This is a genomic window from Mesorhizobium loti (genome assembly GCF_013170705.1).
Taxonomy (GTDB): Bacteria; Pseudomonadota; Alphaproteobacteria; order Rhizobiales; family Rhizobiaceae; genus Mesorhizobium; species Mesorhizobium loti_D.
The window spans coordinates 6,173,351-6,190,167 of sequence record NZ_CP033334.1 but is presented as its reverse complement, the minus strand read 5'-3'; the positions used below and the strand labels follow the sequence as shown (position 1 = coordinate 6,190,167).

Here is a 16,817-nt window from a genome sequence, read left to right as displayed (position 1 = left end):
CCGGCGACGTTGCCATCGAAGCGATCGACTCGTCTTCCATCGATGCTTTTGCTGGCGCGGCCGCGGTGGCCATCTCCGTCGGCTTCGGCGGCGGCAGCAGCGCGCTGGCACTGGGCGTCGCCTATGCCGAGAACCTGATCTCCAACGACATCTCGGCCTACGCCGAGAACACCAACATCACCGCGACCGGCCAGATTCCGGTGCAGTCGAACGGCTATATCTACACCTTGCCCGGCGCTGTTCACCCGGGCACGGGCATCTCGACCGTGGTCAACAACGTGCTCGTCTTTATCCCGCCGGTGTACGATCGCGTCATGCCGGCCTATCAGGCCAAAACTGGGTCGCTGGCGATCACCGCCAGGGAAAGCGCCTCGCTCTCGTCCGCCGCCATCATGGCCTCGCTGGCGGCATCGACGGATATCGGCGTCACCGTCGCCGGTGGCGGCGCGGTCACTAAGAACACCGCCTCATCAAGCACGGCGGTCTCGCTGACCGGCAGCACCATCAACGTCAACGGCGCGTTCACCATGAGCGCGCGCGACGTAACCTCTGTGGTCACTGAGGTCGAGGCGATTTCGCTGGCGATCGGCATCTTCAGCCTTGCCGCCGGAGGCGCATCGGCGCAATCCAATGTCAATTCCAGCGTTTCGGCGGAGATTTCCGGCTCGACGGTCACGGCCGGGGCGGTCGATGTCGAGGCGGTCATGACACCGAAAGCGCGCTCGCAGGCGGCCGGCGTCAACGCCGGCACCGCCGCGGTCGGTGTGTCGGTGGCCAAGGCCTATGTCGACACGCATGTGAGCGCCCAGACCAGCAGCACCACGTTCAATGTGGACAGCCTGCGCATCGCCGCAAGCCAGACGCTGCCTTCGATCGGCGATACCGCCAACGCCAAGGCGCAAGGCCTTGCCGGCGGCCTAATCGGCGTCGATGCGACGATTACCGAAGCGATCAACACCAGCACGGTGGTCGCTCTGCTCGGCGCCGGCACGCTGATCACGGCGGCCCGCGGCGTCAGCGTCGCGGCGCAGAACGACAGCCGCCAGCGCGCCGATTCCAACAGCGCTGCCTACGGTCTGGTCGCCGCGGGCGCCACCAAGGCCAAGGCGCAGTCGCTGCAGCATTCCAACAATGGCGTGCCGGTGGCCAACACCACGGCCCAGGTGGCCGACAATGTCACGATCAGCGCTGGTGCGATGAGCATCTCGGCGCTGGGCAGCGACGACAACAAGGCATCGAGCTCGCCGGGCGCCGGCGGCCTCGTCGGCATCGCCGCTGCGGTGGCCGACACGACCTCCAACGCCGTCACTCAGGCGGTGCTGGGAAACAACACGCAGGTAACGCTGTCCAAGGCCGCTACCCAGTTGGCGGGCGAGAGCGCTGCGGCCTTCACCGCCTACCAGGGCATCGCCGGCCGTTTCGCCATGACCTCCGACCATCTGGCGCGCGCCAACACGGTGATCGTCACCAGTGCCTATGGCTTGCTTTCCGGTTCGGGCGCCGAGGCCGACAACAACATCAACTCGACCTCCAACGTGATCGTCGGCGACGGCGCCAAGGTTACCGCCTATGCGATCAACGCTACGTCGCTCAACCGGTTCGACAAGCCGAATATCGGTGACAACGTCAACGGCAGCACCGGCGGCCTGGTCAACGGCGCGGGCGTCAGCAGCGACACGCACCTGACGCTGAACACCGAGACGCTGGTCAAGAACAACGCCCAGCTCAAGGTGATCGGGACGTCGATCAACGCCGGCGAGTTCACGCTCGCGGCGCGGAACGACATCACCTTCTACGAGAACGTCTCCTACAAGGGCGGCGGTCTCGGGTCCGGCATCGGCGCAGAGAGCACATTTGACGCCGACAATGTCTTCGCGACCGTCCAGATCGGCACCAACACGGCCGTCGACAGCAATGTCGAGCTGAGCACCGTCGGCGAGATGGATCTCAAGGCCGACACCAACGCAAACGCGGAACTGCATGTCAGCGTCGACAACTATGGCGGCGTGACCGTGTCCGTGGCCGACGCCACCATCAATCTCAGCCCGACCAACAGCATCCTCGTCGGCAACGGCTCGCACATCAAGGCGCTGTCCGACGTCAACATGCTGTCGGGCATGGATGCCAACTCCAACCATGACGTCTATCGCGTGGCGGTCTACAGCGACACCTTCGCCGGCAGCGTCATCCCGATCGACCACGTGGTTTCAGACGCGCTCCTGTACCAGGAAAACGTGATCACCATCTATGCCGCCGCGCTGGTCGAAACGGGCGGAAATGTCAGGCTGTTCGCCGATAAATCCGCCTTCGCCGACATGACTTCGCAAGGCAAGGCGGTCAACTGGGCGTCTTCGCTGTCGGGCGCCATCGACAAGGCGCTGGGTGGCAATGCCTATGCGCAGTTCGACGGCACCGCGCACACCGATTCGCACGCCTTCGTTACCGTCGACGGCACGGTGAGGACCGGCCTCAACCGCAATATCAATATCACCATCAACAGCATCGGCGGGACCGCGGCCAACCCAACGATCGACTATAGCGGTCCCGGCTCCGAGACCGTCTCGCTGAGCGTTGATCAGGCGCCGCTGGTTTCCGGTTATTTCGACCTGATCGCCGATGCCGAAAGCAAGAAGGCCCAATACGCCGACAACCAGGACCTCGTCGATTTCTACGATCGCGAGATCGCCCGCATGACCAACGAGTTGCTCTTCCTTGGGCTTGCCAAGGTGGAAACACTGGTTGACGGTAACGGCAATCCGATCCTGGATTCGAACGGGCATGTCCAGACCGCGCTTTTCGCGGTCCAGAAAAAGGTGCTGACAATCCATGTCGACCCGATCCTGGCGGCGGCCGGGTACATTGATATCCGGGGCGATGTGCTGCAGGGCCAGGGCAAGCTCGACGCGCCCGGCAACGTCAACGTCACGATCGTCAACAACACGGTCGCCTTCCTCGACATCGGCGGCATCTATATCCCCGAGAACAATGGCGGCGTCTATTTCAACGGCTTCCAGAACGAGATTTCGCAGATCGACAATCCGGCGACCGATCCGGCCGTGGTGCGCGGCCTGCTCAACGGCGTAATCGCCGCCCAGAACCAGGCCAATGCCAACTCCGACAATTCGGACGGCCAGCGCGGCGGCGAGCCGGTGTTGGTGCCGGGCCTCGTCAACCTTGACATCACCCGTACCTTTGGTGTTGCGCCGGTCAACAAGGTGCTCATCCAGAACACGCTGATCGTCGATACCAACCACAACCCGTGGCCGGGAATAACGATTTCCGGCGACATCGACGCGATCTCGGCCGACGTCACGATCGACAACAGCGTCGGCTCTGGCAACATCACCATCACCGGCAGTATCCACAGCGCCTCGTTGAAGGTCATCACCGCCGGCATGGTGGTGATCGACCTGCCGCCGGGCAGCGTGCTCAACACCGGCGGCGACCCCTATATTGCCTGGAAGCAGATCACCAGTCCGGATGGTATGGGCGCGGCGACCGACGCCAACCGCGACGCCGAACTCGCCAAGCAGCCGACCAGCGGCATCTATGCCAGCCTGATCTCGATCAACGCAGAGTATGTGAACCTCAACGGCCTGATCCAGAGCGGTTCGAGCGACTATGTCCTGAACATCGGCGCCGACACGATCGCCGAGATCGACCAGATCAAGAAGGACATTGCCAGCGGCAAGATCCAGGGCGGCAAGGTCATGCTGAAGACCGCCCAGTACAACGAATTCAAGGCGTACTGGGATTCCGACCTCGGCAAGATCGTCATCCAGGAGTTCAGGACGCCGGCCGGATCGATCACGATCACCGGCAAGCTGATGAACACCGGCAACGGGCAGATCAAGGCGCTCGGCGCCTATGTCAACGTCACCGTCAACAATGCGTCGAACTACGACGTGCTGATCAAGCGGATCGACGTGACGGAGCGCGGCCTCGGCACGATCATCCTGAACGACAAGTCGAAGCGTACCGATGGCGGCTACACCCAAACCTGGTACCAGACGCAGATCGACGGCACGGTCGACGTGCGCGTTGTCGACTTCGCGCCGGTGCTGAACGCGCTCGGCGCAAATGGCCAGCCCGTACCGACCAAACAGATGGTCGAAGCCGGAGCGGCAACACTCAACACCTATACAGGCCAGCACAACGGCACCTGGGACTACGTCACGCAGTACAACCCGCAGGCGGGATGGCGCTACGGTTGGTCGGTTGCGACCAAGACACTGGAAAGCGTGACGACCACCTATGGCACGTCGGCCTGGCTGGGGATCGATTTCCTTGCCAGGGATCCGGACAACGTCGTCAATACGGAATACACGCTGCTCGAGAAGCCGACCCTGGTCCCGGGCAGCGATTATTTCTACCAGAGCAACGTCTCCGACCCCTATACCCACAGCTCGTCGACCGTGACGCTGAGCCAAACCGATCCAGTGCCTGGCGACAAGTGGACGACCAGCACCTGGTACGGCAAGAAGACCTATTATCAGAAATTCACCGTCGAGCGTCGTACGCAGACGACGGCGACCAATTCGATCAAGGCTGATCTGCCGGTGCAGATCAGCTTCATCGGCTACGAGGAAGCAACGGTTAAGGTCAATTCGACCGGGGCCGGCAAGGTCATCATCGACAACGGCATCTACAACGATACGGGCCTTACCCAGATCGTCTCCAACACCACGATCGAGGCCAGCAACGACGATTCCGTCGTGCAGGGCGTGCGCGTCACGCTCGACGGCAATCTGGGCGTCGGGACCGCCGAACGGGCACTGCAGATCGATCTCGTCGACCTCTATCCCCAAGGCTACAAGGGGCAGTCCGGCGTGAAGCCGACCGCCTACGCCTACCTGACCGGCCATTCCGCCAATGGCGACATCTATATCAAGGAACGCACCGGCGACATGTCGATCAATTCGGTCGTTGCCGACAAGGGCAATGTGACGCTGACGGCCCAGGCCGGCATCGTCGTCGCCGATTCCGGGCCCGGCACCTACCTGCAGGGCCTGGTGAAGGGTGCCAAGATCACGCTGGTCGCCGACACCTATGTCGACGGGCAGGGTGCCTTGCCGGCTGGCGCGCAGGGCGGCGTCGGCAATTCGGCGCTGCGTCCGCTGCTGCTCGACTCGGGCAATACCAACGACGACAAGGTCAATATCAGAGCGCAGGGCGACGTCTTCGTTTCCGAGGTTGCCGGTGACCTTCACCTTGAGCGCGCCATCACCCAGGGCGACGTCTGGATCCAGGTCCAGAACGGCTCGCTGCTCGATTGCGACGACGTCTCGGTCAAGGACAAGCGCACCTATGACGAACTGAAGGCCGGCGTCTGGACCGACCTGCAACTGACCGGGACCACCGGCGTGCAGGACAAGATCAACTCGACGCTGCTCGGCTACGAGTTGCTGAAGCGTGGCGATTACGACACCTATTGGCGCCTCAAGGCGAACTACGATCAGGTCTCGGGGACGGTGAAGCTCAGCGATGCCGAGCGGCAGTACTACGAGGACACGCTTTCCCCGGCCGACGCCGCGGCAGCGATAGCGACGCTTGAAGCCTCAAGGACAGCCCAGTTCACCGCTCTTGATGCCATCTACGCAAGCTACGGCTCCATCTACCGTGCGGACATCGAGGTCGCTTACAAACAATATTGGGCCTATCGCCATACACAGGCGAATTCGACGACCTACAATCCAGGCACCACCGTCGGCCTGACGGCGAGCCAACTCGCCGATTATGCCGACCTGCAAATGATGTTCGGCCGCCTCGGCGAGGCGCAGCAGGACACGACGCTGTTCATGAGCGCCGATATCAATGCCGACTATGACCGGTACTGGGGATATCGGAGCGGCCAGACCGATCCGACGAAGTTCGATCCCGAATATGTCGTGGCCATCACCGGCGCCGAACTGACCGCGCTCACCAGTGACTTGACCACGCAAGGCCAGCTTAGCGGTCTTTCCGGCAGCGCACTCGACGCCTATGTCGCCGATGGGATCCAGACCGAGCGCGATATCCGCACCACGGAATACCGCAAGCTCAACGAGCAGTTCGGTACGCTGAACGAGACGCAGAAGGACGCCAGCCGAACCTTCGGATACAAGCTCCTGTTTGCCGTGGGAGACAAGGCGACCGAACTCACCAGCACGATCAAGGTCTGGTCGGAGGCAGAACTGCTCAACGCGTTCGGATCCGGACTGACCAAGTCGGTGACCGATACCGAGGTGGTGATCGAAAGCGCCAACATCGTCGGCAAGAACATCGAGATTCACACCAGCCAGAACATCGGCGTCGTGCTGGGCGAACTCAACATCGATCTCAGCGATGGCAACAAGCACATCATCCTCACCGATGACCAGCGCGTCGCGCTCGCTGCCGCCGAGCGGCAGGACATCGTCTATGTAGGCGGCTATGAGACCTCGCCTGGCGTCGTCGCCAGCTCCTACATCGCCTCCACGGTCGTCAACTTTGCCGCCGTGGCCGGCGGCACACAGGGTACGATCACCGCTGCCAGCGCCTGGCCGGCGGGCATGTTCAAGCCGGGTGACCTGCTCTACATCGCCGGAAACACGCAGAACACGACCGAGGACGACGCCTATTTCACCGTTGCCTCGGTGGTCGGCAACGTGATTACGGTCAACCTGGCTCCCGATCAGTCGTTCGTCACCGAGCTCGGTCGCACGGTCACGCTCGCCGCCGTCGTCGACGATCCGCTGAGCACGACCGAGCGCATCACCCGCATCATCGTCAATCGCCGCGAAGACGTCGACGTGACGGTGGGCAACCTGCTTACGGCCAAGGCCGGGGGCGCTATCTATCTCGGTTCCGAAACCACCATCAAGCTCGGCAATGTGGTTGCCGGCGAGGGTCACGCGAACGGCGACGACATCCGCATCAAGACCAGCGGCAGTCTGATCAACGGCGCGACGAGCGGCGTCAATCTGGACGGCGCCAACATCCTGCTGGAAGCCAGCAAGGGCCACATTGGCGAGGCCGGCGCTGCCGTCACCGTGACGATGCGCGGCCAGGGCGGGCTCATCGCCAGGGCACAGGACGATGTCCGCATCACCGCTCCGACCAGCGACCTCAGGGTGGAATCCGTCTATTCGAAGAGCGGGGACGCCTTCCTGACCGCGACGGCGCAGTCGATCCTCGACGCGCTGCCGGGCTCGACCGCGACCAAGGTGCAGGCACAGCACATATCACTCAGCGCCGGCGGAAGCATCGGAACGAGCACCAACGCGCTCGAGATCGACGTCACCGGCAACCTGTCGAGCGACCCTGCGATCAATGCGACGAACCGCGGCACGATCATCGCGATCGCGGGCGGCTCGATATTCCTGACGGAAACGCACGGCGACATGAATGTCCGCGGCATCCATTCGATCAACGGGGATGTCACTTTGGTCGCCGAAGAGGGATCGATCATCGATGCCGAGCTTCCCGATCCAAACTACAATCTCACCATTCCGGACTCGAATATCGACCCGTCGCATCCGACACGGGCGGTCGTGCTGCCGAAGGCCGACGTCATCGGCCGCAACATCAATCTCACCGCGCATCTCGGCATCGGCACCGTCGCCAACGAGCTTGATATCGACAGCTCCGCGTCCGGGCCGGGCACTGTCAGTGCGCACACCGATCTCGAGAGCATCTACTTCATCGAGACCTCGGGCGATCTCGTCCTCAACGAGGTCGGCGCCGGGATGGCCAATGCAGCGGCGTTCGCCGACGCGGTGGCCTTCATCACCGCGGTCAACGGCAGCATCCTGAACGGTCGCACCGACGGCCTTGCCAACGTCATTTCGAAGAAAACCTATCTGTTCGCTTCCAAGAGCATCGGCACGTCCTCGAAGCGCGTCACAACCTCTGTCGCCAACCTCGAATCCTGGTCCTACCAGAACGACACGTGGATTCAGAATCTCGGTGCGCTCGAAGTTGGCGGCGTGCGCGCCGAGACTTCCGGCGTCAATGCCGGGGGCGGCGCCTATATCATGGCGTCGAGCCCGATCCTGATCACCGAAAGCAGTATCGCCCAGCACGCCACGCTCGAATTCTGGGCCGAGGACGACCTTGAGGGCACACACATCGGCGATGACGACCTGCCGGACGACATCACCGTCGCGGCGGGCGTGATACTGGAAGCCTCGGTTGGCGATGTTCGTATCCTGGCGGGCGACAACGTCTATACGGATGCGACCTCGGTCATCATCTCGCCCACCAAGATACTGATTGCCGGCGACTATCAGGCTCCGGCTGTGACAGATCCCGATCCAGGCGTGGGCTCCAGCATCGAACTGCACGGCACGCTGCAGGCGCCGCAGATCGAGATCGCGGGCGGCGGCGACAAGGACAACATCCTGATCGACGTGGCCTCGCTGCGCGGCAACACGCTTGTCCATGGCGGGGGAGACGAGGATCTCATCACCGTCAACAAGCTGCCGTCGATGACCACCTACCTGGGCAAGGACGTGGCGCCGGGCGCCAACGGCCTGCCGGCCTTCGGCCGCGACGCCACCGGTCGCATCATTCGCGACGAACTGACGATCGACGGCGAGGGCGGCACGGATTCCGTGGTCGTCAACATCGAGGGCGATGCCGACTATGTCATGAACATCCATGACAGCGGCGCCGGCGGTGACGGCGTCGACACGCTGACGATCGAGGGCACGAGCGTCGCGGACACGTTCCTGTTCCGCAAGAACTTCATCGCCCACATGGTGCCGGATGGCAGCGGCGGCTACAGGTCCGCCGTCGAGCGCATCAACTATGATGCCAGCAGCAATGGCCGCGTCATCGTCGAAGGCAATGAGGGTGACGACCGCTTCTATTTCGACGACAATTCGGCGATCCTCACCGTTGACGGCGGCATCGGCAACGACTTCTTCCAGGTCGGCCAGATCTTCGGGAGTTCACGCGACCAGAAAGTCGATGCGAACGGCAAACTCGATCCGAACGGCGCCTATGCCATCATCTCGGAAGAAGACCGCTTCGCCACGATCGAGACGACCCTTGGCTATCTGTCGCAAGGCATCACCGTGCCGGCCGTGCTCTATGGCGGCAGCGGCGAGGACATGTTCGTCGTCTACTCCAACCATGCCGACCTCAGGCTCGAGGGCGAGGACGGCAATGACGAGTTCATCATCCGCGCCTTCGCGCTGGCCGACGGCGTCAATGTCAAGGTCAATGGCGGCAATGGCGACGACGTCATCCAGTACAATGTCAACGCGCCGGTCAACATCGATGGCGGCGCCGGGTTCGACAGGGTCGTGGTGTTGGGCACCGAGCTCGCCGACACGTTTGTCATCACCAAGGACGGCGTCTACGGCGCCGGCCTGACGGTCAAGGTCAGCAATGCCGAGGCTATGGATGTCGACGGACTCGAGGGCGACGACACGTTCTACGTGCTGTCGACCGCCGACGACATCGTCACCACCCTGATTGGCGGTCTCGGCAGCGACACCTTCAACGTCGCGGGCGACGTAACGCAGACCGTTGTGTCGGACGATACCAATGGCGACAGCGGCACGATCACTCATACGGTGACCAGTGCCGACCCGCGCTACAGCGGCCTGTTCACGCCGGGTATCGATCTCACCACCAAGGGCAGCACGGCCGTTGCGGTCAATATCGGCGACGGGCTCACGGTCAAGGAAGACGACGCGACCTCGGTGGACAGCTACACGCTGACGCTGCCGATGGCGCCGGTCGCCGGCACCATCGCCTATGTCACGGTTTCGGCCGCGCAGGCGTCGGCCCAGCAGCGTGCCAAGCAGGGCCAGACCATCCTGGTCTCGCTGACCGGAAACGCCGACGACTGGCATGAAGCCGTGACAGTCGCCTTCGACGGCTCGAACTGGCAGGCAGGGCGGCAGATCTTCGTCAAGGCGATCTCCGACAACGCCGAGGAGGGCAAGACCGTCGTTGCCATCAGCCATTCGGTCATCAATGTCGACAGCAATGGCGTCGCCCAGCCGCTTAACAATCTCAAGATCCCGAACGTGCTGGTCACCGTCATCGACGACGACAAACCGGACGCCATCATCACCGAAAGCGGCGGCTCGACGAGTGTGATCGAAGGCGGCGCCGCCGATGGCTATACTGTCGTGCTGAACAAGCCGCCGGCAGTCGGCGAAACCGTCACCGTGACATTGTCCTCCAGCAGCAACCAGGTCGATCTATCGCGCACAACCATCAAGTTCGGGCTGGTCGCGGATGCCGCAAACAATGTCTTCGCCTGGAACGACGCGCAGACCGTGCTTGTGTCCTCGCCGACCGATTCCACGCCCGAGAACCGCATCGTCGCCACCATCAGCAATGTCGTCACTTCGGACAAGGCGGATGGCGTCTATGCTGTCGTCGATACCCGGAAGGTCAGTGTCGAGGTGGTCGATTCCGATACGGCAGCGGTTCGGATCATCGAAACCAATGGCAGCACCGTCGTGTCGCAGGCAGGCGAAACCGACAGCTACCAGATCGTGCTGACGACCAAGCCGACAGCGCCGGTCACGGTCCATATTGCCATTGACGGCCAGGCGCGCGTCGATCTTGCCGCTTCCCCAGGCGTGCAACAGGACGCCAGCGGCTATTTCGTGACATTCAACGACACCAACTGGGATCAGCCGGTTACCGTCAACCTGGTCTTCGACGCCGCCGGCCAGGCGCCGCCGGAAGGCATCCGTGTATTCTCCCAGCAGCCGCATGACCTGACCCGCATCGGCGGCCCCCTGTTCGTCGAAGGCGGCGTCGGACCGGAAGACCGTTCGCTGACGCCTTCGGTGGCGCTGCCGGACGAGTTCAACCCGGAAGTGATCCGGCAGATAGAGGTCGATGACGGCACCGATGTGGACCAGCTCGTCGTATTCAGCGACACCGCCCAGGCGCCGCTGACCGGCGTGTTGACCGACACGCACATTTCCGGCCTGGGCATGCCGGCGAACCCATTGTCGGTCGACTACAATGACGGCAATCCGCCGGTCGACGTGCCGCGCGGCATCACCTACACCAACCTGCAGGTGGTCGAGGTTCTGCTTGGCGTGGCCAACGACAACTTCACCATCAACAGCACCAAGGACCAGACCTTGACCGTCGTGCATGGCGGCGGCGGCAGCGATACGCTGACTGTCCACGACAGCACCGGACCGGTCGTCCTGTTCGGCGACACCTCGGCAAACGGGTTGCGGTACAGCTCGACGCCGGGCACGCCGAACGGCACCGCCTATTCGTTCCTCAATGCCGGTGACGACATCATCGACGCATCGGGCGCCCATGGTATCGTCGTCATCGACGGAGGCGCCGGCAAGGACACGCTGACCGGTGGCCACAGCACGAACTTCATCGCTGGCGGCGCCGACGCCGACCATATCTTCGGTGGCATCACCGGCAAGAACTGGATCATTGGCGACTCGTCCTTCGACGTCGACTATCTCAACCGCACCGTCATCATCGATGATGACGGCATCAACGCCCAGGGCGTCACCGAAACGGCCGGCGCCGATATCATCACCGGTGGTGACACCGGTGACGTCATCATTGGCGATCACGGCATCATCACGCAGGTTGCGACCATCGCCGGCTCCAGCCTCGTTCTGGTGCCCGGCACGCTCGACATGATGGTTGACCGCGCGGTGATCAAGGTCGAGACATCGAACCCGTCGGTGGGCGGCAACGACCAGATCGACGCCGGCAAGGGACCCAATATTGTCTTCGGCGGCTTCGGCGCCGACATCATCAAGAGCACCGGCGGTCAGGACCTGATCGTCGGCGACAATGGCAGCGCCGAATTCGCCAACGGTCTGCCGAAGATCGTCAAGACCACCTATCCGCAGTTCGGCGGCGCCGACCAGATCACCAGCGCCGGCGGCCGCAACATCCTGGTCGGCGGCTCGGCCGGGGACACCATCAAGGTCCTCGGCGGCAGCGCCATGGACATCGGCGACGTCGTGCTCGGCGACAATGGCGTGATCCTGTTCGACGCCATCGGCAATGTCACAAGCATCGAAAGCACGGACCCGATCTACTACGGCGACGACGTGATCGAGACGGGTGCGGGCGACAACATCGTGATTGCCGGCTCGGGCAACGACAAGGTGACCTCGCAGGGCGGCGACGATGTTATCCTCGGCGACAATGGCAAGGCGACGTTCGCAAACAACATCCTTCTCCGCATCGAAAGCACCTTCGCCGATTTCGCACCGCTTCTGAACGGCTTGCCTGTGCTGATCGGCTACAAGGATACGATCAAGGCCGGATCGGGCCGCAATGTCGTCTTCGGCGGCAATGGCGACGACGACATCACCGCCGGCGACGGCGACAGCGTCATCCTCGGCGACAACGGCCTGGCGATTTTCGACGCGACAGGCCGGCGTGTCTCGGTCGAGACGACAGATGTCACCTATGGCGGCAACGACACCATCACCATCGCCAGCGGCAATCATGTGCTGATGGGCGGTTCGTTCGCCGACAAGATCGTTGCCGGCGGCGGCAACGATGTCATCCTGGGCGACAACGGCATTGCCCGCTACGTCGGTGGCAAGATGACGTCAGTGCGCAGTGCATGGACCAAGGACGACGGCATCGACGATATCCAGGCGGGCAACGGCAGCCATGTCGTGTTCGGCGGCGGCGCCGGTGACAAGATCAAGATCGGTACCGGCAACAGCGTCGTCTTCGGCGACAGCGGATATGCCGAGTTCGACAACACCTTGCCGACGCTCGCTTATTCGATCGACACGGGCAAGGGTGGTGCCGACACGATAACGACCGGCGACGGCGACAACATCGTGGCTGGCGGCGCCTTTGGCGACACGATAACCACCGGAAATGGTGCCGATGTCATCTTCGGTGACAATGCCCGGTTCGAATTCGCGATCGCAACGGTCCTGGGACAGCGTGTTGCCAACCTGCAGAGAGGCTTCACCATCAATCCGCTTGATGGCGGCAATGACTTGATCAATACGGGCGGCGGCAACGACATTGCGGTCGGCGGCACCGGCGCGGACGAGATCCACGGTGGCGCGAACGACGACCGCCTGTTCGGCGATCATGCGCTGTTCGACCTGACCTTGCCGGAAAACCAGCGGATCATCTCGATCTACACCACCAATCAGGACGGCGCTGGAAACGACACGATCTACGGCGATGCCGGCAACGATATTATCGTCGGCCAGCAAGGCAACGACCGGCTGTTCGGAGGCGACGGCGATGACGACATCATCGGCGGCCACAATGTAATCGGCGGCGCTGACGGCGACGATTATGTCGAGGGTGGGGCCGGGGAAGACGTCGTGCTCGGCGACAATGGCCTGATCGCCCGCAAGGTGATCGGCGGAACGTCTTGGAAGAACACCGTATGGCAACTCGATCCGGCAATTCCCGGAAAAGCGCCGTCGTTGCTTCGCGACGTCATCCGCTTCGATCTGATCGATGGTGTCGGCGGCAAGGATGAGATCCACGGCGGCGACGGCGATGACCGGATTTTTGGCCAGCGTGGCGACGACCGCCTGTATGGCGACAACGGTATCGACGAGATCGTCGGCGGCCTCGGGTCCGACACGATCGAAGGCGGCGCTGGGGTGGACTATCTGCTCGGCGACGAAGGCCAGATTCTGCGAGCTTTCAACCCCAACGGCACCGCGTTGCTGAACAGCGACGGCAGCTGGCACCGCGATGTGGTGCTGGAAGAAGTCGCCACGATGGTCAGCATCGTCTCGATCAGTTCCAGCAAGACGGTGTCGCGCGCCAATCTGGCATCGAACCTGCTCAGTCCCGACATGCTGCTTGTCGGCGGGGTCGTCAATGCCAACGGCGTCCAGGTGACGTTGGCTGGCGGGACATGGGACACGCAGGCGATCGGCATAGACCTTGAAGCCGCCTATGATGACCACATCGACGGTGGCGACGGCAACGATGTGATCTTCGGCCAGCGCGGCAACGACACGCTGCTTGGCGGGCTCGGCGATGACACGATCTTCGGCGACCGCGCCTCCAACGGGAGCGGTTTCCAGACGGACCTGCCCAAGATCGTCAATGCCTATCGCATCATCGGCGCGGCGGCGGGTCTCAACATCTCGCTGCCGATCGGCGGCCAGCTGGTGGTGCCGGGTGCAAACCTGCTGCCATCGGAATTGACGAATTCCTTGCCGCAGCTGGAGATTCTGCCGGGGGCCGGCGGCTTCCTTGGCGAGTTCTCGGCCAAGAACGACATCATGCGCGTCGATGGAAAGCACATCGAGGTGTTTGCCTCGGTACTGTCGGATGTGACGCGGGTGAAGGACCTGGCTTACGGCAATGACATAATCGACGGCGGCGCCGGCAACGATAGCATTTTCGGCGACGACGGACGGATCACCACCATCACCGAGACCGGCCTGGCGGCTATCGACAACGAGGTTGCCGGCCTGTCGGTTTCGATGAACGACCTGCTGCTCGACCTGTCATCGCTTGGATTTGCCAAAAATGCGCTCGATGCGGCTCCAAAAGCGGCCATCGTCAATGTGACGGTTGGGGCGGACCAGATCACCGGCGGCGATGGCGACGACACGATATTCGGCGATACCGGGACCATAATCGTGCCGGCGACCGCGCTGACCATGGTCGGCACCAACCTCACCGCTGGGGCGCTCAGCCTGCACAACTGGCTGATGGATTTCCAGACCGTGGTCACTGACATGTCGTACACGGCGCATGCCGCCGGCGAACAGGTGATCGCCGATTTCGGCGTCAAGACCAATACGACGAATGCCACCTTCGTTGCTGGTCAGTCGACGCTGCGGGGCGCAACCTATCGGCTGAACATCGGCGATGACGTCATCCATGGCGGCCTGGGCAACGATTTCGTCGTCGGCGACAACGGCATCGTCGTGCTGCCGGCGGTGAGCGCGGCGAATTCAGCCACGCTGGCCGGCGTCTCGACGGCCGAACTCTCCGCCGTCAACGCCGCGCTGGCGGCGCAGGACAAAACCCGGACCACCGCTCTGGCGGCCCATATGGCGCGCGACCATGCCATCAACGCCAACGCCAACAATGTTGGCAACTGGGTGTTCGGTAACGGTCTGGGCTATGCGCTCAATGTCGGCAACGACCAGATATTCGGCGATGCCGGCAACGATGTCCTGATCGGCGACGTAGGACTGATCGAGCAGCCGATGCTGACGATCGCGAGCACGTCGTCGACCGCCAAGCCGATTGCCGACGGTCTGCAAGACGCCTTCTTCAAGACGATCGATCGGCTTTATCTGGGCAATATCAGCGCGACGCTGGCGCGCGCCGAGGCTTGGGGCGTACAGTCGACGCTTACAGCTTCCAAGACCATCGATTGGTCGCAGAACGGGTCAAGGAGTTCCTGGCTGCTCAATACCCAGGACAAGCGCCAGTCGCAGCGTCCTGCCGCCGATTACATCGTCCTCGACAGCGATGTCATGGACGGCGGCATCGGCAATGACCTGATGTTCGGCGATATGGCGGCCGTCATTCCGATCGTCACAGGCACCACAGGCGCCGGCATGATCCAGAGCATGAGGGTCCTGCCTGTCGGAGAAACCGCTGCTACGCTGACGGCGACGCTCCGCTACGTCTACAACTATGGCGCGTTCGGGGCCTTGCATGGCGCCTTGGCGACCGATGTGAACACGCCATCGCTGTTCAAGATCGATGCTGATCGGCTTATCGGCAACGACGGTGACGATGTTCTCTATGGTCTGCTCGGCGACGACTATATTTCGGGCGGCGCCGGCAACGATCAACTGTCCGGCGGCAACGGCTTCGATACCGTCAATGGCGGCATCGGCACCAACATCTATGCCTTCGATCGGACACGCGACAAAGTCGAGGCCGGCGGCGGCACGGATGTGGTCCGTCAGTCGCTGGATGCAGGCTCCAGCAGCCTGGTGCTGGGCAGCTCCTGGATCAGCCCCTTGATGACGCAACTTGGCGCCAATGTCAGGACCGCGGCAGCATCGCTGGACCCGATCGGATTGAATTCGGTCAGAGTTGGCGCCGCATCAGCCCCGGCAAATGGCATCAGCACAACGCCCAAAATCATCAACACGGTCGCTCAGCCGCCGGTCTATCGCCCGACCGCCGACTTGACGTTCATAAAGGGTTTCGATGAAACGACGCTGCCCAACGCGGCCGGACTCCTGATGGCGTTTGCGGCTGCCAAGCCGCAAACGGATTTGCAGGTTTCCGCTGCGGCGGTGAAGCCAGCGGCTGCTCCGGCAGTGGCAGCTCCGGCTGCGAAGGCTCCGGCTGCGCCTGTGGTGACAGCGGCAACTCCGGCAACGAAGGCTCCGGCTGCGCCTGTGGTGACAGCGGCAGCTCCGGCAGCGAAGGCTGCGGCTGCGACCATGGTCAAGACAGTGGCGGCTCCGGCGGCGAAGGCTTCGGTTGCTCCCGTTGTCAAGACGGTGGCGGCTCCGGCGGCAAAGACTTCGGTTGCGCCCGTGGTCAAGACAGTGGCGGCTCCGGCGGCGAAGGCTTCGGTTGCGCCAGTGGTCAAGACAGTGGCGGCTCCGGCAGTGAAGGCTGCGGTTGCGCCTGCGGTGAAGGCTTTGGCTACTCCCGTGAAGAAGAAAAATACAGCGGCGCCGTCTCAACTGATATCGGGCATTCGCAGCGGCGACATCACCATCAAGGGCACCACAGTCGTTCCGACGCCTTCGAAAGATGTCATTCGCAGTGTTGGCAATGTAACATTCCGGATCAGGGAAGAGTTGGGGGCCGCCCCCTACATCGATCGCGACGTTCTGTTCTTCGATGCCGAGACCGGTTCGTTCGAGCTGCCCGCCGATCATGACGACGATATCGCTTTTCACTAA

1 protein-coding gene (cut by a window edge) is annotated in these 16,817 nt (G+C 62.8%); it reads left to right on the top strand.

What is annotated here, in order from left to right:
* Positions 1-16,817, top strand: the 3' portion of a protein-coding gene (locus EB815_RS33470) for a hypothetical protein (protein ID WP_155772366.1). The gene continues 12,364 nt to the left of window position 1, outside the view; the window shows 16,817 of its 29,181 coding nt (coding positions 12,365-29,181); its start codon lies beyond the left edge, outside the window; its stop codon occupies positions 16,815-16,817.